This window comes from Pannonibacter sp. Q-1, assembly GCF_054073275.1.
Genome location: NZ_JBSXNB010000003.1, coordinates 1 through 18,327 on the forward strand (window position 1 = coordinate 1; position 18,327 = coordinate 18,327).

Annotated in this window: 21 protein-coding genes and 1 tRNA gene; 9 read left to right on the plus strand and 13 right to left on the minus strand. The window is 61.8% G+C overall.

Annotated features, from left to right (window positions below; translation table 11 throughout):
• Window positions 1–244 precede the first annotated feature (244 nt).
• Both ACVNHC_RS07985 and ACVNHC_RS07990 read left to right on the plus strand, forming a co-directional pair.
• Window positions 245–727, plus strand: a complete 483-nt coding sequence (locus tag ACVNHC_RS07985; RefSeq protein WP_058899393.1) for an Lrp/AsnC family transcriptional regulator — start codon at window positions 245–247, stop codon at window positions 725–727.
• Window positions 728–805: 78 nt separating this feature from the next.
• Window positions 806–1,687 carry an SMP-30/gluconolactonase/LRE family protein gene (locus ACVNHC_RS07990; RefSeq protein ID WP_457166926.1) on the plus strand — a complete coding sequence of 294 codons (882 nt, stop codon included), beginning with the start codon at window positions 806–808 and terminating at the stop codon, window positions 1,685–1,687.
• 544 nt (window positions 1,688–2,231) lie between these two features.
• Here ACVNHC_RS07990 and trhO read toward each other — a convergent pair.
• The 12 genes from trhO to ACVNHC_RS08050 all read right to left on the minus strand — a co-directional run bounded on the left by trhO (window position 2,232) and on the right by ACVNHC_RS08050 (window position 10,763).
• Window positions 2,232–3,023, minus strand: coding sequence for an oxygen-dependent tRNA uridine(34) hydroxylase TrhO (trhO, locus tag ACVNHC_RS07995; protein WP_457166927.1), 792 nt, complete (start codon window positions 3,021–3,023; stop codon window positions 2,232–2,234).
• Between the two features lie 160 nt (window positions 3,024–3,183).
• A complete protein-coding gene (locus ACVNHC_RS08000) occupies window positions 3,184–3,513 on the minus strand; it encodes a RebB family R body protein (protein WP_050474185.1) in 330 nt (109 codons plus the stop codon).
• Between the two features lie 185 nt (window positions 3,514–3,698).
• Window positions 3,699–4,031 carry a RebB family R body protein gene (locus tag ACVNHC_RS08005; protein ID WP_050474187.1) on the minus strand — a complete coding sequence of 111 codons (333 nt, stop codon included), beginning with the start codon at window positions 4,029–4,031 and terminating at the stop codon, window positions 3,699–3,701.
• Between the two features lie 178 nt (window positions 4,032–4,209).
• The gene (locus tag ACVNHC_RS08010; RefSeq protein ID WP_050474281.1) at window positions 4,210–4,530 is read right to left on the minus strand and encodes a RebB family R body protein; all 321 of its coding nucleotides are present in this window, start codon (window positions 4,528–4,530) and stop codon (window positions 4,210–4,212) included.
• A gap of 180 nt (window positions 4,531–4,710) precedes the next feature.
• Window positions 4,711–5,556, minus strand: coding sequence for a hypothetical protein (locus ACVNHC_RS08015; protein ID WP_058899390.1), 846 nt, complete (start codon window positions 5,554–5,556; stop codon window positions 4,711–4,713).
• Complete coding sequence (locus ACVNHC_RS08020) at window positions 5,525–5,953, minus strand: hypothetical protein (protein ID WP_058899389.1); 429 nt, start codon at window positions 5,951–5,953, stop codon at window positions 5,525–5,527. Before ACVNHC_RS08020 ends, ACVNHC_RS08015 begins: the two co-directional genes overlap by 32 nt.
• A gap of 89 nt (window positions 5,954–6,042) precedes the next feature.
• Window positions 6,043–6,447 carry a hypothetical protein gene (locus tag ACVNHC_RS08025; protein ID WP_055453924.1) on the minus strand — a complete coding sequence of 135 codons (405 nt, stop codon included), beginning with the start codon at window positions 6,445–6,447 and terminating at the stop codon, window positions 6,043–6,045.
• A gap of 631 nt (window positions 6,448–7,078) precedes the next feature.
• Window positions 7,079–7,306, minus strand: coding sequence for a RebB family R body protein (locus ACVNHC_RS08030; RefSeq protein WP_019964483.1), 228 nt, complete (start codon window positions 7,304–7,306; stop codon window positions 7,079–7,081).
• A 48-nt stretch (window positions 7,307–7,354) separates the two neighbouring features.
• Window positions 7,355–7,966, minus strand: a complete 612-nt coding sequence (locus tag ACVNHC_RS08035) for an RNA polymerase sigma factor (RefSeq protein ID WP_208975481.1) — start codon at window positions 7,964–7,966, stop codon at window positions 7,355–7,357.
• 445 nt (window positions 7,967–8,411) lie between these two features.
• Entirely contained in the window at window positions 8,412–9,413 is a 1,002-nt protein-coding gene (locus ACVNHC_RS08040) for a hypothetical protein (protein WP_058899387.1), read from the minus strand.
• Window positions 9,414–9,550: 137 nt separating this feature from the next.
• Complete coding sequence (locus ACVNHC_RS08045; RefSeq protein ID WP_058899386.1) at window positions 9,551–10,507, minus strand: hypothetical protein; 957 nt, start codon at window positions 10,505–10,507, stop codon at window positions 9,551–9,553.
• Window positions 10,508–10,687: 180 nt separating this feature from the next.
• A tRNA-Lys gene (locus ACVNHC_RS08050) sits at window positions 10,688–10,763 on the minus strand.
• Between the two features lie 558 nt (window positions 10,764–11,321).
• On the opposite strand from ACVNHC_RS08050, the gene ACVNHC_RS08055 reads away from it, so the two are divergent.
• The 7 genes from ACVNHC_RS08055 to ACVNHC_RS08085 all read left to right on the plus strand — a co-directional run bounded on the left by ACVNHC_RS08055 (window position 11,322) and on the right by ACVNHC_RS08085 (window position 17,729).
• A complete protein-coding gene (locus tag ACVNHC_RS08055; RefSeq protein ID WP_058899385.1) occupies window positions 11,322–13,097 on the plus strand; it encodes an acetolactate synthase 3 large subunit in 1,776 nt (591 codons plus the stop codon).
• A gap of 14 nt (window positions 13,098–13,111) precedes the next feature.
• Window positions 13,112–13,684 (plus strand): acetolactate synthase small subunit, encoded by a 573-nt coding sequence (gene ilvN / locus ACVNHC_RS08060; RefSeq protein ID WP_019964478.1) that lies wholly within the window; start codon window positions 13,112–13,114, stop codon window positions 13,682–13,684.
• Between the two features lie 159 nt (window positions 13,685–13,843).
• On the plus strand, window positions 13,844–15,088 hold the full coding sequence (gene serA, locus ACVNHC_RS08065; RefSeq protein ID WP_457166928.1) for a phosphoglycerate dehydrogenase: 1,245 nt from the start codon (window positions 13,844–13,846) through the stop codon (window positions 15,086–15,088).
• Between the two features lie 395 nt (window positions 15,089–15,483).
• Complete coding sequence (locus tag ACVNHC_RS08070; protein ID WP_457166929.1) at window positions 15,484–15,717, plus strand: helix-turn-helix domain-containing protein; 234 nt, start codon at window positions 15,484–15,486, stop codon at window positions 15,715–15,717.
• A complete protein-coding gene (locus ACVNHC_RS08075) occupies window positions 15,714–16,394 on the plus strand; it encodes a type II toxin-antitoxin system HipA family toxin (protein WP_457166930.1) in 681 nt (226 codons plus the stop codon). Before ACVNHC_RS08070 ends, ACVNHC_RS08075 begins: the two co-directional genes overlap by 4 nt.
• The gene (locus ACVNHC_RS08080; RefSeq protein WP_457167363.1) at window positions 16,295–16,975 is read left to right on the plus strand and encodes a HipA domain-containing protein; all 681 of its coding nucleotides are present in this window, start codon (window positions 16,295–16,297) and stop codon (window positions 16,973–16,975) included. Before ACVNHC_RS08075 ends, ACVNHC_RS08080 begins: the two co-directional genes overlap by 100 nt.
• Before the next feature lie 547 nt (window positions 16,976–17,522).
• Entirely contained in the window at window positions 17,523–17,729 is a 207-nt protein-coding gene (locus ACVNHC_RS08085) for a hypothetical protein (protein WP_457166931.1), read from the plus strand.
• 153 nt (window positions 17,730–17,882) lie between these two features.
• Here ACVNHC_RS08085 and ACVNHC_RS08090 read toward each other — a convergent pair whose 3' ends face one another.
• A complete protein-coding gene (locus tag ACVNHC_RS08090) occupies window positions 17,883–18,269 on the minus strand; it encodes a hypothetical protein (protein WP_457166932.1) in 387 nt (128 codons plus the stop codon).
• Window positions 18,270–18,327 lie beyond the last annotated feature (58 nt).

Sequence of the window (18,327 nt, forward strand, 5' to 3'; positions counted from 1 at the left end):
GTTGCCAATCTCGTCAGCGTCCTGCAAAACTGGTGGTTCAAGTAAAACTGAAAACGCTATCTATGTCAGCCCCTATTTCTTTTGGCACACCAATGCGCATCGTTTATTCCTCTCTGGTAAGGATTTATGCGATGACACTAGAGGAGATGTGATCGAATAGGCTTGCGTTCTTTGCAGCGTAAGCGGCATTTTTGCATTACAATGCGAATTTGGGCGGTATAATCCGCATATTCTGCGAGGCGCGATGAAATTAGACCGGATCGACAAGCGTATTCTCACCCTGCTCCAGCAGGACGGGAGGATGCCAAACGCCGATCTGGCACAAAAAATCGGCCTCTCACAATCTGCCTGCCTGCGCCGCGTGCGGGCGCTTGAGGATTGCGGCATCATCAGCCGCTATGCCGCCCTGCTTGATCAGCGCAAGCTTGGGCGGCGCATGGATGTTTTCGTCGAAATCTCCCTGACGGGCCAGTCCAACGAGGTCCTTCTCGCCTTCGAGCAGGCCGTGGGGCAGTCCCCCGAGATCATGGAATGCTACCTCATGGCCGGCGATGCGGACTATCTGCTCCGGCTTGCGGCGGAGGACCCCAACGACTTCGAGCGGCTGCACCGCGAAACCCTGGCACGGCTGCCCGGCGTTTCGCGGATGAAATCCTCCTTCGCCATCCGGCCCATCGTCCGCAAGACCGCCTTTCCACTGGACAGTACCCACCGAAGCACCGACTGACCACAGCAAGGTCGACGCCTGCAGCTCCTTCCGCCTATAGTGCGCGCAAACGACGCATCCACGGATCTGGAGCCTTTCTTGACTGCCGAAATCACCTGCCTGCTCGATGGCCGCTTCGCGCTGGCCGAATGTCCCACGTGGGATGAGCGCCGCCAGAAGCTTTTCTTCACCAATATCAAGGGCAAGGCCGTTCACGCTCTCGACTGGCAGAGCCGTGAGCTGGAAACCTGGACCTTCGCCAATGAAGTCGGCTCCTTCGCCCTGTGCGAGGATGGGCGGCTGATCGTGGCCGTCTGGGATCAGGTGATCCTGTTCGATCCGCAAACCGGCGCGCAGAAAACCATCGCCAGTATCGAGGCCGGCAATCCGCACACGCGCCTCAACGACGGCAAGGCCGGGCCGGACGGCGCCTTCTGGGTCGGCACCATGGATAACCGTTCGCCGCGCCAGCCGGTTGCGGGGCTCTACAGGGTGGCTCCCGATGGCAAGGTGACGCAGATCCTCGACGGTGTGCATGTCTCCAACGGACTCGCCTGGTCTCCGGACGGCACGGCCATGTATCACGCCGACAGTTCCCCCGGCTGGGTGGACCGCTGGCGCTTTGATCCGGCAACCGGCGCCGTGTCGGAGCGCACCCGCTTTGCCCAGCTCACCAACGAGACGGGCCGCCCGGATGGTGCCACGGTCGATTCTTCGGGGAATTACTGGAGTGCAGGCGTGTCGGCCGGGGTGCTGAACTGCTTCTCACCCGCAGGCGCGCTTCTGGCGAAATTCACCCTGCCCGTGCCGCGCCCGACCATGCCCTGCTTTTGCGGGCCGGAGCTGGCAGACCTCGTCATCACCAGCCTGCGCCCGGACGATGCCGCCAGCATCGAAGCCGCGCCCCAGTCCGGCAGCCTCTTCCACCTGCGCCCCGGCCTGACGGGCCTGCCCGCTTACAGGTTTGGGGCGAAGGGCTGAGGCCAAAATCTGGGACAAGTGAAGACGCCCCTTTGGGGCCGCAGCGCTCCCACGCCCTCTTGGGAGGGTGATTTATTCATGAGCGGCGGAATAACACCAATGCTCGATGAGCTTGACTCATCGAGCATTGGTTAAGCCCGTGCGGCGCTTGAGCATTTTCAAGGCGTGATGCGTCAGCATCTCAGCGCCTTGGTATAAGGGCTACATACCGGTAGGATGTTGTCTCGAGTCTGCGATGAGAAGTACAGGGTCGCCCCGGCCAAGCGCAGCGCGAGCCGGGGACTACTCATTTGCAGAGAAGTACCGTGACCTCAAGACGGGCGGCAGGCTCATACCAACTCTTGATGAGCTTGTTTCATCGAGAGTTGGTCAAGTCCGTGCGGCGCTTGAGCAATTTCAAGGCGTGATGCGTCAACACCGAAAGCCTTGATATCAGCTACGCTTCAAGCCTCAGCGCTGCCTACATGTCTCTGCGCTCTGGAAACGAGTGGTCCCCGGATCTGCGCTCCGCTTCGTCCGGGGCGACGCAGAGTGTGTGGCGCGGCTATGCCTCTGTCTCGGCCTTCGTCTCCACGTCCGGCTTGCGGACGAAGTCCTTGGCCTCCTCGGGGATGTTGCGGCCCCAGGTGGCCTTGAGGCTGTGGTCGACGGCGATGCGCTCGTCAAAGACGAAGCATTCGCCGGACCACAGGCTCTTCTCTTCCGGCATCTTTTCCAGATAGTTCAGGATGCCGCCATCGAGGTGGAAGACATCCTCGAAGCCCATGTCCAGCAGCAGCGAGGTGGCTTTTTCGCAGCGGATGCCGCCGGTGCAGAACATGGCGACCTTCGGCTTGCCCTCCAGCGCCTGCTGCGCCTTCAGCCACTGTGGAAACTCGCGGAAAGACCGGGTCTTGGGATTGAGCGCCCCCTCGAAGGTGCCGAAGGCGAACTCGTAGTCATTGCGGGTGTCGATCACGAGCACGTCCGGGCTGGAAATGAGGCCGTTCCAGTCCTCCGGCGCCACATAGGAGCCGACACGCTTGCGCGGGTCGACGGTCTCGACGCCCAGCGTAACGATCTCCTTCTTCAGCCGCACCTTCATGCGCTGGAAGGGTTTGCGTTCGGCCCAGGATTCCTTGTGAGTCAGATCGGCAAGGCGCGGATCCTGACGGATGACACCGAGCACATGGCGCAGGTTTTCCTCCGCCCCGGCAATGGTGCCGTTGATCCCTTCGGCCGCCAGCAGCAGGCTGCCGCAGATCTCATGTTTTTCGCACAGCTCCAGCAGCTGGCCGCGCAGATCGCGGAAATCTTCCAGAGGAACGAACTTGTAAAGGGCGGCGACGAGATACATGCGATTAACCTGAGTGATCCGGCGCGCATCTGCCGCCGTGCTGTCTTCTGATCCGCCTTATAAACCCGCCCGGCGCCAAAACGCAAAAGGGAGCGCAGCCCTTCCCGCAAGAGAAGGACAGCGCTCCAGTGATCCCGGCTCCTCAGGTCCGGGAAAGGGCTCAGCGGCCGCCGCTGAAAGCGTTCAGAACGGTCAGCAGGCTGGTCAGGTTGTCGGCAACGCCGGTCTGGGCCACCTTCTCGGTCGCACCGGCCGCTGCGGTCGTGTCCAGCGTGTAGATCTGCATGATGCCCTGGTTCGCGGCGGCCTGCGCCAGCGAGTTCTGCTGCTGCTGGGCGGCAACGGCGTTCTCGAACAGGATGCCGGTCGAATGCACCATCGACTGATAGAGGGTGCTGATGGCGACAGCCGGAGCTTCGCCGACAACCTTCACGTTCGACTGCGTGACGGCATCGGTGATCATCGGATTCACGGTGGTAGGATCAGCCATGTAATTCACTCCTTCAAGCAGGCCTTCGAAGCTTCAGGCCCGTTACACCCCTTAGGACGCCATCCCGCCGCCAGTGTGAGGTAGAGCGGGAATTTTTCAATCAATGGCTGCGTGCAGCCGGGGTGTAAAAACAAAGGCCGGATGGTGCCGGCCCCTGTCTTCGCTGACACACGGCATGATGCAGGTCAGCGGCCGGTCCCGCCCAGCGCGCCGAGAATGGTCAAGAGGCTGGTGAGATTGTCGGATACGCCCGTCTGCGCCACCTTTTCCGTCGCGCTTGCCGCAGCCGTGGAGTTGACGGAATAGATCTGCATGATGCCCTGGTTGGCTGCCGCCTGGGACAGGGTGTACTGCTGCTGCTGGGCGGCAACCGCATTCTCGAACAGGATGCCGAGCGAATGGGCCTGCGACTGGTACAGCGTGCTGAGCGCCACGGCAGGTGCATCGCCAACGACCTGCACGTTGGACTGGGTTACCGCATCGGTGATCATCGGGCTCACGGTGGTGGGATCGGCCATCTCTTTTTACTCCTTGAGGCGGGCCAGCACCGCATGCGGCCCTTCACATCTCATAGGACGTCAATCCCAGACGCCCGTGAGGGAGCGTGCCGGCATTTCGCAGGTCCGCACATGACAAAAGGGCCGGCATGAAGCCGGCCCCAATCTGGTCTGGTCTGTGCGTCCCTGCGGTCTGCGGTCAGCTGAAGGACTGCAGCACCGTCAGAAGGCTGGTCAGATTGTCGGACACGCCCGTCTGGGCCACCTTCTCGGAAGCACCGGCAGCCGCCGTCGTGTCGACGGAATAGATCTGCATGATGCCCTGGTTGGTCGCGGCCTGGGCCAGCGAGTTCTGCTGCTGCTGGGCGGCGACCGCATTCTGGAACATGATGCCGGTCGAGTGGGACATGGACTGATAGAGCGTGCTCAGCGCGATCGCCGGCGACTCGGCAACAACCTTGACGTTGGACTGGGTCACGGCATCAGTGATCATCGGGCTCACGGTAGTGGGTGCGGCCATATTCATCTCCTTGATCTGCGGCGTGGCCGGGATCAGCCAATCACCTGCACAAGAAAAGACGCCAACCACCACCCCGCGTGACAGATTTCATGAAATTAAAGAACATACGCGAAATATAAAGCGCAAAACCTCCGCGATTTCATCGCGAAGGCGCAAGTTCTTCATGATGTTCAGCTTCAATCAGCGCGATGAGCCGGTGAGATGCTGCTTCATCTGTTCGATCTGATACTGAAGCCCCTGCCGCACGGTCGGGTTCGACAGTCCGGCCTTCTGGGTCGCCAGATTGTGGCCGATCTGCTCCATGACGCTCAGGGCCTTCACCGCATCCTGCGGCAGCTTCACCAGTTCCTCGTTGTTGGCGAGCAGCTTGGCCAGCGTCTCCTGCTCACCCTGGATCGAACTGGAGAGGTTCTTCGCCGCGTCGCGGGCACTGCTCAGCACCTTGACGGCAACAGCAAGCCCCTCTTCATAGGCCTGATCTGCGGCTTTCTTGCGCTGCCCCGCCTCAATGCCGGCCGCCAGCACTTTCGGCAGGGCCTGGGTCACCTGGGCATAGCCCGACTGCAGGGCTGCGACCTTCAGATGCTCGATGAGCAGCTGGCGCAGCAGCTGCGCCCCTGTGGCGGCCCCTCCGGCGCCGGCGTCCTTGCCACCTCCACCGCTGCCGGCAAGATCGCGGACGAACTCGCCGGTGGCGGCAGCGGACGACTGATCCGCCGCACCGGCCTCATCCTCTCCGCGCCCCGCACCACGGCCTTCGCCCCGCCCGGCGTCACGCCCTTCCCCCCGAACACTCCCGGCGCTGGCAGCAGCGGCAGAAGAGGGTTGAGCCGCCGGTGCCGTCATCACCGGAACCGCGACTTCAGGCACAGGCACTTCGGGCACAGGCACCTTCGGCACATCAACCTGCGGCGCCGGAACAGCCGGAATCTCTCCAGCACTCTGCGCCGGGGGCTGGGCGGCGGCCTGCGCGGACGCCGTTTCAGCCTTGGGCTCAACTCCGGTACCGGTCTCTACGTCCGTCATTTTCGCTCTCCTTACGGGTCTTGGCCGAACGGCTGGTGCTGCGCATGGACTGGCTGATGAAGGCAAGCGCATCGCGCATCAGGCTGTCGGAACTGCTGTCCGGGACCGGAGGACAGCATGAAGCTGCCCCTGCCCCATCCGCTTCGAACACGGCCGCCATCTCGCAGGTGGTGACGGCTGTCACCTCTCCGGTGCTGGACAGCTGCAGCAACTCACCCGCCTGCCCCAGCGCGGTGCGCGCCCAGGACAGCTGCGTGATGACCTGAGGATAGACGTTGAAGAGCCTGCTCTCTCCCGGCGCGCCACAGGTCTGGCCGATTTCCTCGGCCCAGTTTTCAAGAAAGCACTGGATCAGTACATCCAGATCGCGGCACAAGCCATCCGTACTCAGTTCCATGACACACCTTCCCAACGGCCGGAGCTGATCCAGCCTCTGCGGCACGCTTGCCGTGCCTGTTCTTCAGGATTTCATCAGCCCGCGCCCCCTCAGGACACGGCCGTCTTCAGATCACCGATCACCGTGGAGGCCGAGGTTCCGGCGGTGGTGCTGACACTGCCATAGACAGCGACGGCGGCCTGCACCATGGCCTGGATTTCCGCCATCAGCGGCACGGCGATCAACTCGCCCGCAGGCCCTTGCGCCGCCTTCTTGATGGCCACCGCCTGCCCGGCCACTGCGATCTGCATGATGGCGTTCATGTAGCTCTCGGCATCCTGCACCGCGATGGCGGTCGTCTGGCCGACGCTCATCTCCGGCGGCGTGATGACCATGGCGGGCGCATTCGCCAGATTCTGATAGTTGGTGAAGTTCACCGCCTGCACGATCTGCTTGTTCAGCGCCGAAGTGTCAGGCGGTGTCGCGCCCACCGGGGCAGTCGGATCTCCAGGCATTCTCTTCTCCTTTGACAGGTCTTTCTCAAGCTGCGGGGCAAAGGCCGCCTCAAGGTTTACCGGCCTGCCGTTGACGGGGGGCCCGTTCACCGGACGCAAGGTCTGGGGCGAGGACTGAGGCAAGCCCCCTGCCCGCCCGGACGGGCTCGTGTTAACGTTAACGGAGCCCGGCGAACCTTCACCGGCATTTCCGGCCGCCCGGCCCCCTGCCGGAGCAGACCGTGAAACACCCGGAGCCCCCGGCTCAGGCGCCGGCTCAGACGTCCTTGCGGACAGGCGGGAAGCCGGTTTCGCCGTGGCCGGAGCTGTGGCTGGCGCATGTCCGGTCACCGAAGGCTTCGCCTCAATGGGCGCCGCTCTGCCTTGCAGGCTGACCTCCCGCGTATCCGGCTGCCCCTTCCCGCCTGCCACCGGCTTTCCGCCGTGGATCCAGTCGGACAGCCAGCCATCCCGCCAGGCTCTTTGCTTACCCGTCCCCTCCGCCCCGCTCACCGCAGCGGTGGCAGACTGGCGCAGGCGGTCCAGAAACGTTTTCGTGGCCATGGCACCACTCCCTCATCGCACTCCGGCCGGACCGGAGCGTCCCTGAGCACGTCAGGACGGAATGGAAAGAAAATCCGCCGCCCTGATGTTATTGGCCCACCTCCATGATCAGCTGCACCGCCTTGGAGACGACCGCCGTCATGACCTGGTTGAGCGCCTGCTGGCTGTGAACCGCATTCTGGATCGACAGGCCCGTCGCATGGCTGCTGACCTGATAAAGGCTCGCGATGGCCTGGGACGGCGCTTCGGCGACCACCTTCACATTGGTCTGGGTGACCGCATCGGTGATCTGGGAATTTACAAGCTGATCGGCCATTTCCTGTTCCTGTTCGGTTTGCGATGACCCGACATAAATCTGGACGCGTCAGGCTTTCGTCCGTGAGGGCCGCGAGGGGGCGGTTTTTGTGGCCCGCTCTTGCGGCTGGTTCCAGTGCTCCTGCCCGGTTTCGCCAAGGGCCGCCCTCAGCGTCTGGCGCAGGGTCTGCACGCGCTTGCGCGCCAGCGCCTCGGAAATGCCCAGCACATCGGCGATGTCCCGGTAGCTCTGCTCCTCGCAGAAGCGCAGCTCGAAGATCCGCCGGTGCTCTGCGGACAGGGAATTCATGACCGCCATCACCCGGCGCAGGATTTCCTGCTGCCAGAGCAGGTGCTCCTGCGAGGGGCGCACATCCGCAAAACCCGTGTCGTTGTCCTCATAGATGTCAGCCGAGAAATCCCGCACCTGACGTTCCGAGTTCTTGCGGCGCAACCTGCTGATGTACTCGTTCTTGAGCGCAAAGAGCAGGAAGGCACGCGGTTCACGGATATGCGTCTCTGCACGCTCCACGTGTGAAATCGCCTTGATCAGGGTGGAGGACAGCAGATCCTCCGCCTCCTCCCTGTCCCCTTTCGTCAGGCGCAAAGCCCGGCGCCGCAGAACAGGCGCGTCATCGATCCAGCTGGTCCACAATCCGTTTGCAGGCAAAACACTCGTCATTGCGCGATTCCCGGTTTCAACCATGAAAGTCTTCGACGCAGACCCTCTCACCCCATGGGCTTGTCTGGATAGACGCAGAAGAAATTCCTTCGTGACAACCTTAGCGGGATTTTTTATAGCCACAAATTAATAATTTAATACTTCATTAACCACGATATTTTTGCGTATTAAGGCTTTAATCTTGAATTCAGAAAAACGTCTTCGGGCAGGCCGGAAAACGGAATCAGTCTGAACGCCTTGCACGCATAAGATGAAGTGACAGAGCACACCGCGCATGCAACCTTGAATACGCAAAGCTGCGGAGGGCATGGGCACCCTCCGCATGCGCCAGATCTTTGCAACCAGATACAACCGAGGATTTAATTCACAGCTGCGGGCAAAAATTACGCCCGGACAGGCGGGCCTGACCGGGCGCAAGAAAAGTCATTGATCACACTGCGCAGGCTTACCAGCGGCTCTCGCAGACGCAGGAAGGCACGTCATCATGGCGCACGGTGATCTTCACGCCGTCCAGATGGGGCAGCACGGCCTCAAGGGTCACCGGCCCCAGCGTGGCCAGAGGCGCAAAATCCAGCGTCGAAATCCCCTTCGCCGAGCTGACATTCACATGCATCAGACCGGCGGGATGGGGAACGGATGCAATGATGGAGGCCAATGCCTTGCGGCTGTCCTGATCCACCAGCTGATCCGGCAGCCCCTCAGCCTGTCTGGTCAGCATCTGCTTTGCGGCCTCCACCGCGCTTTCGGGCGTATCGCCGTAGGCGGGATAAAGGAATGCGATCCAGACCGCCGACATGGATTCAAAGAAGCCGCCGTTCTCGATCTTGAAGTCCAGCTCATGCAGCCGGATCTGCGCCACCTTGTCCATCTGCGCCGGCTCGGCCAGCAGCGCCGGCTCGGCCAGCAGCGCCGGAAGATCAAACGCCTCAAGCCGCGCCGCCGTTCGCATCCGGGTGCCGCCGCCCATGTCGATTTCCAGCCGGTTCAGCGCCAGCTGCTTGCGCTCCGGGTCCAGCTCGTAGTCGAGATGAACGCTGCCGGGGTTCCTCTCCCCAATCAGCCGCATCTGATAGATCGACTCCTGCATGCCCTCGAACATCGGGATGTTGCGCGCGCCGGTCATCTTCAGCACGAGCTTCTGCGGCGCGCTCTCCCGGCCGCCCTCGCCCCATTGCGCGGTCCAGGCCACCTCGTCCGCCTCGATCGTGTAGCTGACCATCCCTTCGGTCAAAGGCAGGGAAACATCCCGCAGAATGCAGCGGCCATTCTCCTCCACCGGCGTCATCGCCGAAAGCGCCGCACCGGCGCGCTCAGTCGCGGCCTTTTCGAGAACGGAAGCGGCATAGGCCACATCGGCAGCGCAGTCAGTTTCCGCAGCCTGCGCACTGCCGGCAGCAGAAACGCAGCCCGCAAGGATCAGGGCGCCAGTGGCGAACAGCGATTTCATGGGAGCTCCACATGCGTGTCATCAGAACCAGAATGCCGGAAAGCTCCGGCCTGTCCTGACAATGCACATCCCCGCCCTGCAGATCCGTGATCTGCATCGCATTTTTACGGATGGCGAGGACGAAGACCGGCGACTGGTCAGGGAAGAACGGGTTCATGCCTTGCGGAGATCGTGATGCCCGCGCGCTGCAATCTCTCCACCAAGGGCTCCTCCCCGCCCTCCTCAAGAGCTTCGATGTCGCTGAGGAAGAGACCAGTTTCGGAGTTTATTTTAAAATGCATGATGCCATGAGGGTGCGGTAGCATTTTGACCATGGCCAGAAGCGCTGAACGACTATGCTGATCCACCAGCCCTTCGGGCAATTGCCTTACCCCATCAGATAGCAATAGTTTGACAAAAAAATCGGAGCTTTTCTCCGGCCATTGCAATTTTTGCTGCATGCGCTTGAATGTAGAAAGGGCCGTTATTTCTAGATATCCCTCATCCTGCACCTTAAGCTCCAAACTCTTGATGCCAAGATCTTTCTCTTGATGGGCCTGATTTGGCTCCAGGGGCAGCGTATCTTCGACGAGCTGAAGCCGTCCGGATATCTGGACGGCATCACCGGTTGGACCAGTGAAGCCGAAACGGTTCAGCTCCAGCCAGTCCCAATCCGGCCCTATCGCATAGTCAAAATGAAGGCTCCAGGAACTGGACTCCAAACTCTCGATCAACTCCACAATTTCAGCATCCAGGCCCGCCACAAGCGGTGTGCGCTGGCTGTTCTTGATGTCCAGCACAAGCTTCTGTGGTATCGATACGCGCCCGGGCTCGCCCCACGTCACGGTCCATACCACCTCATCCATTTCGATCTGATAAGGCAGCCCCTTTCCGAAAAAGGAAAAGCCCCCCTTGCGCAGCACGCAACGCCCGTTTTCCTCGACTGGAACCATGTCGGGGCGCGGCTCAATCCTGCGCCAGATCTGCAGTTCGTCGAGCATTTTCACGGCATAGGCGAGATCGGCCGCACAATCCGGCTTTTCGGCCAGCGTGTCAGCGGCAGCAGGAAGGCTGCCCAGAACGATCAGAGCAACGGCTGCAAGAGAGGATTTCATTGGGACTCCGCGCGAAACCATGGCCGGAACGAGCGCGATAGTTACAAGCAGGAAGATGCAAGCACACGCTCCGGCGATCCATTCAAGGCTGCATCAAAGAGGCCATACAACCCTTAAGTCATGGCCTGATAAGTGCCGACGCTTGCGCGGAGCTTACTTCAAATTTTCAAGGGAAGGAGATGGTGGGTGCACAAGGATTCGAACCTTGGACCGTCTGATTAAGAGTCAGATGCTCTACCAACTGAGCTATACACCCATCTCGTCGCGGCGGCGTCAGCGCCTATCCGCTTCGGATGAGCGGCTTATACCCAGCACCTCCCGGACATGCAAGAGGGTTCGATGAAGTTTTTGTGGCGCCTGTGTAAAACTTTTCAGAGGCCGTGAAAATCCGCAGAAATCAGCCACTCCGGGAAGCCGTCCGACCCCTTCCGCAACTTTCGGCAACGCAAACGGGCTTTTGCGAAATAATCAGAATTTCCGCTTGACCAACCCTCGGCACCAATACTAGTGTGCAGCGCAACTGCAGCAGCTGCCGAAGGTGGCCTGCGGGATTTGAACTTGTCATGACCGGCCTTTACAGCAAGACCGGCAGTCAGGAAGCGGGACGCCCGATGGCGAAGCAGATTTTCGCAGCTTCTCAGCTGCTTCTGGTAGTAGGAACGCGCGCGGCCTGAACGGTAGACCCGTTCGGAACAGGCTGGCGCGCAGCAAGGGCTCCTCGGGAGCCCTTTTTCGTTCCAGCCCTCTGGACACACTTCAAACACGGCAAGATCAAGAGATTTCGGATCAAGAAGCCAAGGCAAGGAAGCAGACGATGACACGGGAGATGACCGGAGCCGGCATGGTGCTCCAGGCGCTTAAAGACCAGGGTGTGAAACATATCTTCGGCTATCCCGGCGGCGCGGTACTGCCGATCTATGACGAGATCATCCAGCAGGACGACATCGAGCACATCCTCGTGCGCCACGAGCAGGGCGCGGGCCATGCGGCGGAAGGCTATGCCCGTTCCACCGGCCGTCCCGGCGTCGTTCTGGTAACCTCCGGCCCCGGCGCGACCAACATGGTCACGGCGCTGACGGATGCGATGCTCGATTCCATTCCGCTGGTCTGCATCACCGGCCAGGTTCCGACCCATCTCATCGGCACGGACGCCTTCCAGGAATGCGACACGGTCGGCATCACCCGCAACTGCACCAAGCACAACTGGCTGGTCCGCGATGTCAACGACCTGCCGCGCATCATCCATGAGGCCTTCTATGTTGCCACCTCCGGCCGCCCCGGCCCGGTCGTGATCGACATTCCCAAGGACGTCCAGTTCGCCACCGGCACCTATCAGGGCCCGACGGCCAACCCGGCAGCCGCCCACAAGAGCTACCGCCCGCAGATCAAGGGCGACCTCAATGCCGTGCGCCAGGCCATCGAGCTGATGGCCAGCGCGAAGAAGCCCGTCTTCTACACCGGCGGCGGCGTCATCAACTCCGGCCCGCACGCAAGCCAGTTGCTGCGCGAGCTGGTCCAGCTCACCGGCTTCCCGGTCACCTCCACGCTCATGGGCCTTGGCGCCTATCCGGCGTCCGGCGCGAACTGGCTCGGCATGCTGGGCATGCACGGCACCTACGAAGCCAACATGACGATGCATGACTGCGACGTCATGATCTGCATCGGCGCGCGCTTCGATGACCGCATCACCGGCCGCATCGATGCCTTCGCCCCCAACGCCCGCAAGATCCACATCGACATTGACCCCTCCTCGATCAACAAGGTGGTCAAGGTGGATGTTCCGGTCATCGGCGATGTCGGCCACGTGCTGGAAGACATGGTCCGCCTGTGGCGTTCGTCCGGGGCCAAGGCCGATCCGGCAGCGCTCAAGGGCTGGTGGGCCCAGATCAACCAGTGGCGCGCGCGCAACTGCCTTGCCTACACGCCGAACAACGACATCATCATGCCGCAATATGCGCTGCAGCGCCTTGCCGAGCTGACCAAGGGCCGCGAGACCTATGTCTCCACCGAAGTTGGCCAGCACCAGATGTGGGCGGCGCAGTATATCGGCTTTGAATCGCCCAACCACTGGCTCACCTCCGGCGGCCTCGGCACCATGGGCTATGGCCTGCCGGCCTGTATCGGCGCGCAGGTTGCCCACCGCGATGCACTCAGCATCTGCGTGGCGGGCGATGCCTCCGTGCTGATGAACATGCAGGAAATGTCCACGGCGGTGCAGTTCAACCTGCCGGTCAAGATCTTCATCCTCAACAACCAGTACATGGGCATGGTGCGCCAGTGGCAGCAGCTGCTGCACGGCAACCGCATGTCCCATTCCTACATGGAAAGCCTGCCGGACTTCGTGAAGCTGGCCGAGGCCTATGGCGGCGTTGGCTTCCGCGTCGAGAAGCCGGGCGAGCTGGATGATGCCATCCGCGAGATGATCGCCGTCGACAGGCCGGTGCTTTTCGACTGCCGCGTGGCCAACCTTGCCAACTGCTTCCCGATGATTCCCTCGGGCAAGGCCCACAACGAAATGCTGCTTCCCGATGAAGCCAATGACGAGGCGGTGGCCAATGCCATCGGTTCGGCAGGCAAGGCACTGGTCTGAGGCAAGGAACCGTCATGAACGCACAGAACGTCAACGCCCCTTCCGCCTATTTCATGGCCGAAGTCAGCGACAAGATCGAATCCCACACCCTATCGATCCTGGTGGACAATGAGCCGGGTGTGCTGGCCCGCGTCATCGGCCTGTTCTCGGGCCGTGGCTACAACATCGACAGCCTCACCGTTTCGGAAACCGAGCATGAGGCGCATCTGTCGCGCATCACCATCGTCACCACCGGCACGCCGATGGTGATCGAGCAGATCCGCCACCAGCTGGACCGGCTGGTACCAGTGCACCGGGTCACCGACCTCACCGTGCAGGCGCGCCTTGGCAGCAATGACAAGCCGCTGGAGCGGGAACTGGCGCTGGTGAAGGTGGCTGGCCATGGCGAGAAGCGTCTGGAGGCCCTGCGCCTTGCCGATGCCTTCCGCGCCACGGTGATCGACGCTACGACGGATCATTTCGTCTTCGAGATCACGGGCCGCACCTCCAAGATCGAGCAGTTCATCCAGATCATGAAGCCGCTCGGCCTCGTCGAAGTCTCCCGCACCGGCGTCGCCGCCGTCCAGCGCGGCGCCGAAGGGCTGTAACCTTTCCTCGAAAGGCCCTGTCAAACCCTGCAAGGCCATAGACGCACGCGCCGCAACGCAATATACGGTCACCGGCTCCGGCCGGTGACCGTATTCCGTTCCGGCCCGCCCCTCTCGGATTGCTGACCGCAAGGTCCCACAAGGAAGGCTTAGAAGCCCATGAGCAACGGTTTGTCCCGGCCGAAGAATCAGATCCGCTGGCTGCTGCTGGAGGGCATTTCCCCCACGGCGAAGGCCGTGCTGGACGCCAGCGGCTATCACAATGTCGAAATGCTGCCGAAGGCGCTCGACAAGGAGGCGCTGATCGAGGCGCTCAAGGGTGTGCATGTGGTGGGCATCCGCTCGCGCACGCAGCTGACCCGTGAGGTGATCGAGGCGGCTGGAACGCTGGTCGCCATCGGCTGCTTCTCGGTGGGCACCAACCAGGTGGATCTGGCCGCCGCCCGCGAGCGCGGCATCCCGGTGTTCAACGCCCCCTTCTCCAACACCCGCTCCGTCGCCGAGCTGACCATTGCCGAAATCGTCATGCTGATGCGCGGCGTCTTCGAGAAGTCCACCGCAGCCCACGCCGGGCGCTGGATGAAGACGGCCACCGGCTCGCGCGAAGTGCGCGGCAAGACGCTGGGCATCGTCGGCTACGGCAACATCGGCACCCAGCTGGCCACACTGGCCGAGGCCATGGGCCTCACCGTCATCTATTATGACAAGGTGGACAAGCTGCGCCACGGCAACGTGATGCCGGTGGACACGCTGGACGAGCTGCTGTCGCGCTCCGACATCGTGTCGCTGCATGTGCCGGACACGGCCGAGACGCGGAACATGATCCGCGCCGAAGAGCTGGCGAAGATGAAGCCCGGCAGCTTCCTCATCAACAATGCCCGCGGCAAGGTGGTGGATATCGACGCCCTCGCCGCCGCGCTGAAGAGCGGCCACATCGCCGGTGCGGCCATCGACGTGTTCCCCTCCGAGCCCAAGTCGAACAACGACGAGTTCCTCAGCCCGCTGCGCGGCTTCACCAACGTGATCATGACGCCGCATGTGGGCGGCTCGACGGAAGAGGCGCAGGAGCGCATCGGCGAGGAAGTCTCCCGCCGCCTCGTCGAATATTCGGACGTGGGCTCCACCGTGGGTGCGGTCAACTTCCCGCAGGTGCAGCTGCCGCGCGGCACGGATGCCACCCGCTTCATCCAGGTGCACCGCAACGTGCCGGGCGCCATGCGCACGCTGAACGACCTGTTCGCCCGCAACAATCTCAACATCCACGCCCAGTTCATGCAGACGGTGGAAGAAACCGGCTATGTGGTGCTGGATGTGGACGGCAAGGTGGAGAACGCGGTCGACATCCTCGAGGAAATCCGCGCCCTCCCCGGCACCATCCGCGCCCGCCTGCTGAACCGGGTGTGATGGCTCAGATCTGATGAGACACGAACGGCGCGGGACACGGCCTCGCGCCGTTTGTTTTTTTTGGGGGGGGGCGCGCTCCGGTCCCTCCGTTGTCATCCCCACGCAGGTGGGGATCCAGTATCCCCAGCCATTGTCTAATTTTCCATATTTTTCAAGCACTTGAACAACCGGCGCAGACCGCTACCGGAACAGTTTTCCGGACCACTTTTCCGGATCAGCCCCCCTTCAGGGCAAGCGGCAGCCACGCTCTGCATCACCCCTTCCCCGTTACAGATTCCATCAAGTCCCGATCGGGATGATTTGGGCTTGCCGTCGAAAGCTCAAGCGCCAATCATCCCGATCGGTTCTTTTTCGTGCAATGACGCGGCAGATGTGTTCCAATCGTCCCGAAAGGGATGATTCACATGACAACGGTGTCCGACAGCGTAGCGCTTGGCCAGTTGATCCGGACTGAGCGGAAGCGTCAGCAGCTTACGCAGGAACAGCTTGCAGGCATCGCAGGCGTGGGCGTGCGGTTTGTGCGCGAACTGGAGAGTGGCAAAGAGAGCTGCCGGATCGGTCTGGCCTTGACTGTCCTGCAGACGCTTGGCTTGAGCGTCTGCATCACCTCCCGCGGTGCGTCCTCATGACCCGCGTGCTTGACGTCTATCTCAAGGACCGGAAGGCAGGCGAGCTCAAGCAGAGCGAGGACGCCGCGCTGACCTTCACCTATGACAGCGGCTACCTCGCCACGGATCCTGTTGCTCTGTCTGTCTCATTGCCGCTTCGGGACAAGCCCTTCACCGACCGTGCCGCCCGCCCCTATTTCTCGGGGCTCCTGCCAGATGAAGGCGCCAGACGCCGGCTGGCCGCAGCGCTCGGCATATCTCTAGGCAACGCCTTCGGGCTGCTCGAAATCACCGGCGGGGAATGTGCAGGTGCCCTGTCACTGCTTCCGGCGGGGCAGCTCCCACCGGACCCGGCCTCGGACGATTCTGCGGCGCTTGATGAACCGCATCTTGAAGAGATCCTCTCCCAGCTCCGGCAGCGCCCCCTGCTGGGCGGAGAAGCCGGAGTGCGCCTCTCGCTTGCAGGTGCTCAGGACAAGCTGGCCGTGGCTGTCATCGGCGGGCAGATCGTGCTGCCCAGAGGCGGCGGGCCGACGACGCATATCCTCAAACCCTTCATCGAGGGCTCGATGGCACGGTGGAGAACGAAGTCTTCTGCATGCGCCTCGCGCGCCGTCTTGGCCTCGACGCCCCTGCTGTTTCGAAGGGAGCGGCTGGCAAAATCGATTACTTCCTGGTCGAGCGATACGACCGCGTGATGCTTGATAACGGCCGGATCGAACGTCTGCATCAGGAAGACTTCTGCCAGGCGCTGAGCGTGCCCCCAGAGCTCAAGTATGAGGAAGAAGGTGGCCCGGGCATCAGTCAATGCTTCCAGCTGATCCGGCAGACCACGGCCAAGCCCGCGGCCGGGACATTGCGCTTCCAGCGAATGCTGATGTTCCACTACCTCATCGGCAATGCCAACGCCCATGCCAAGAATTATGCCCTGCTCTATCGCGGGAAAGCGCCGGACCTGGCACCAATGTATGATGCCATCTGCACGGCTGCCTATCCACGCCTGTCAAAGAAAATGGCAATGGCTCTCGGTAGCAGGTCACTGCCAGACACGGTCCAGATGGAGCACTGGGCCTCGCTCGTGCCGTCCAACAAGGCCGCGACGCGCATGCTCGCCGGCGAGTTGATGCGGATGGCAGACGCGATCGGGCCAGAAGCCAGCGCATTGCTGGAGGAAATGTCAGAGGATGGCATCGGCCATCCGATTCTGAAGGCCGTCCGAAAAATCATCGATACCAGATGCGGCCTGGTTCGACGGGCTCTGGAGAAGCAGATCCAGTAAGCTCCCGAGGCGTCTCGCAGGCCAGACAAGCGGCCGTTCAACGCCAGTCTTTTTTCAAGGTATCTTCTGCAGCTCTCTCGTCAACCTCGGATCACCTCAACGCTTCCAACCGCGCCCCTTGGCGCTCATACTCTCTGGCTCTCTGGGCCGTTGGCGTGCAGGGGCTTGCAACTTGACCTGGCCAGACGGATGCGCTTCCCATGGTAGTCACTCGTCGCTCATACCCGCGCAGTTAACCGAATACCGGCACCATCGCCGCGTCCACGCAGCTCTTTCCATCGTGTTTCTCGACTTGGAACCCGGCACCGAAACGGGGAATGGCAGCGTTCCTAGGGACCGATCGCCGACCCAAGAATCTGGCTCTCACCCGCGATACCTTTTTCTGCGCGGATGACAAGGATCCGCCAACGCATTGCGAAGACTCGCCGGATAGGACCTGTTGCCGTATGATCGACTGACCGAGGCTGGGTGCTCCCCGGTTTCGGGAGCAACGGAGAGACCGGGTTCTCCAAGTCAACTTGAGGCACCGTCGAAGAGGGGATCAACAGTGATCGAGAACGACGCCCGCAATGGAGCTGGCAAGCAGAACCCGCTGCCCGCAGTCTCAGGGACTGGCCAGCCTGGCCGCATGACTTCCCTTGCCCGTCCCATTGCCGAGGACGTGAATGCTGCCTCGTTCGCCAAAGAACTGCTCGTGAGTGACAAGTTCATCCTGGACTACCTGAGGCGATCTGAGGCCGGCGAGTGCACTTGACAATACCTCATCTGCAATAGGCACATCGGTGCTGTCGCAACTTCAGACCAAATTCTTGTCTGGGGGCGGTTTCCGGGCCCGGGAGCCCTTTGATCGGAAAAACCCGTGGCTAGCGCTTAAGCGTGGCGGCCTGAATTTCCTGCCTGAAGCCTCTTATACGGTCCTGTTCAACAGCGTCCTCAATAGGCGCCGTGCAAATCTATCCGGAGGCTGGACATCAGCAGGCGCCGCGCGTCTGACAAAACTCACCCATGCTTCCTCGCCGGCGCTCCTCTCCTGCGGCCCGAGCATGCGCTCCATGAGTGCAATGGCTTCCGCACTGTAGAACTGTGCGAGCGCCACCCGAAACAGGGCTCTTGCGTCACAGCCGAAGATAGCCGCAACAGCCGTTACCTTCTCGAGCGGCAGCTTGGCAGTGCCGTCCAGAACGAGGCGCACCAGGCGTTCAGATGAACCGGGTGGGCCGTCCAGATCATCCGTGTTGAGGCCGGCGGCCATCACCAGCTCGGTAAGGTAGTCGCGGATCGTCAAGCTGCTCATGTCATGCGCTCATCTGTTGATGCTGATGAGTTACTTATAGCGAAGGGCCGCGCGGAAA

What these genes read in the sequence shown, in the direction of transcription:
- ACVNHC_RS07985 (WP_058899393.1), top strand. Translation starts at nt 245, where the DNA reads ATGAAATTAGACCGGATCGACAAGCGTATTCTCACCCTGCTCCAGCAG.
- trhO (WP_457166927.1), bottom strand. Translation starts at nt 3,023, where the DNA reads ATGTATCTCGTCGCCGCCCTTTACAAGTTCGTTCCTCTGGAAGATTTC.
- ACVNHC_RS08000 (WP_050474185.1), bottom strand. Translation starts at nt 3,513, where the DNA reads ATGGCTGATCCTACCACCGTGAATCCGATGATCACCGATGCCGTCACG.
- ACVNHC_RS08005 (WP_050474187.1), bottom strand. Translation starts at nt 4,031, where the DNA reads ATGGCCGATCCCACCACCGTGAGCCCGATGATCACCGATGCGGTAACC.
- ACVNHC_RS08010 (WP_050474281.1), bottom strand. Translation starts at nt 4,530, where the DNA reads ATGGCCGCACCCACTACCGTGAGCCCGATGATCACTGATGCCGTGACC.
- ACVNHC_RS08015 (WP_058899390.1), bottom strand. Translation starts at nt 5,556, where the DNA reads ATGACGGACGTAGAGACCGGTACCGGAGTTGAGCCCAAGGCTGAAACG.
- ACVNHC_RS08020 (WP_058899389.1), bottom strand. Translation starts at nt 5,953, where the DNA reads ATGGAACTGAGTACGGATGGCTTGTGCCGCGATCTGGATGTACTGATC.
- ACVNHC_RS08025 (WP_055453924.1), bottom strand. Translation starts at nt 6,447, where the DNA reads ATGCCTGGAGATCCGACTGCCCCGGTGGGCGCGACACCGCCTGACACT.
- ACVNHC_RS08030 (WP_019964483.1), bottom strand. Translation starts at nt 7,306, where the DNA reads ATGGCCGATCAGCTTGTAAATTCCCAGATCACCGATGCGGTCACCCAG.
- ACVNHC_RS08035 (WP_208975481.1), bottom strand. Translation starts at nt 7,966, where the DNA reads ATGACGAGTGTTTTGCCTGCAAACGGATTGTGGACCAGCTGGATCGAT.
- ACVNHC_RS08040 (WP_058899387.1), bottom strand. Translation starts at nt 9,413, where the DNA reads ATGAAATCGCTGTTCGCCACTGGCGCCCTGATCCTTGCGGGCTGCGTT.
- ACVNHC_RS08045 (WP_058899386.1), bottom strand. Translation starts at nt 10,507, where the DNA reads ATGAAATCCTCTCTTGCAGCCGTTGCTCTGATCGTTCTGGGCAGCCTT.
- ACVNHC_RS08055 (WP_058899385.1), top strand. Translation starts at nt 11,322, where the DNA reads ATGACACGGGAGATGACCGGAGCCGGCATGGTGCTCCAGGCGCTTAAA.
- ilvN (WP_019964478.1), top strand. Translation starts at nt 13,112, where the DNA reads ATGAACGCACAGAACGTCAACGCCCCTTCCGCCTATTTCATGGCCGAA.
- serA (WP_457166928.1), top strand. Translation starts at nt 13,844, where the DNA reads ATGAGCAACGGTTTGTCCCGGCCGAAGAATCAGATCCGCTGGCTGCTG.
- ACVNHC_RS08070 (WP_457166929.1), top strand. Translation starts at nt 15,484, where the DNA reads ATGATTCACATGACAACGGTGTCCGACAGCGTAGCGCTTGGCCAGTTG.
- ACVNHC_RS08075 (WP_457166930.1), top strand. Translation starts at nt 15,714, where the DNA reads ATGACCCGCGTGCTTGACGTCTATCTCAAGGACCGGAAGGCAGGCGAG.
- ACVNHC_RS08080 (WP_457167363.1), top strand. Translation starts at nt 16,295, where the DNA reads ATGCGCCTCGCGCGCCGTCTTGGCCTCGACGCCCCTGCTGTTTCGAAG.
- ACVNHC_RS08090 (WP_457166932.1), bottom strand. Translation starts at nt 18,269, where the DNA reads ATGAGCAGCTTGACGATCCGCGACTACCTTACCGAGCTGGTGATGGCC.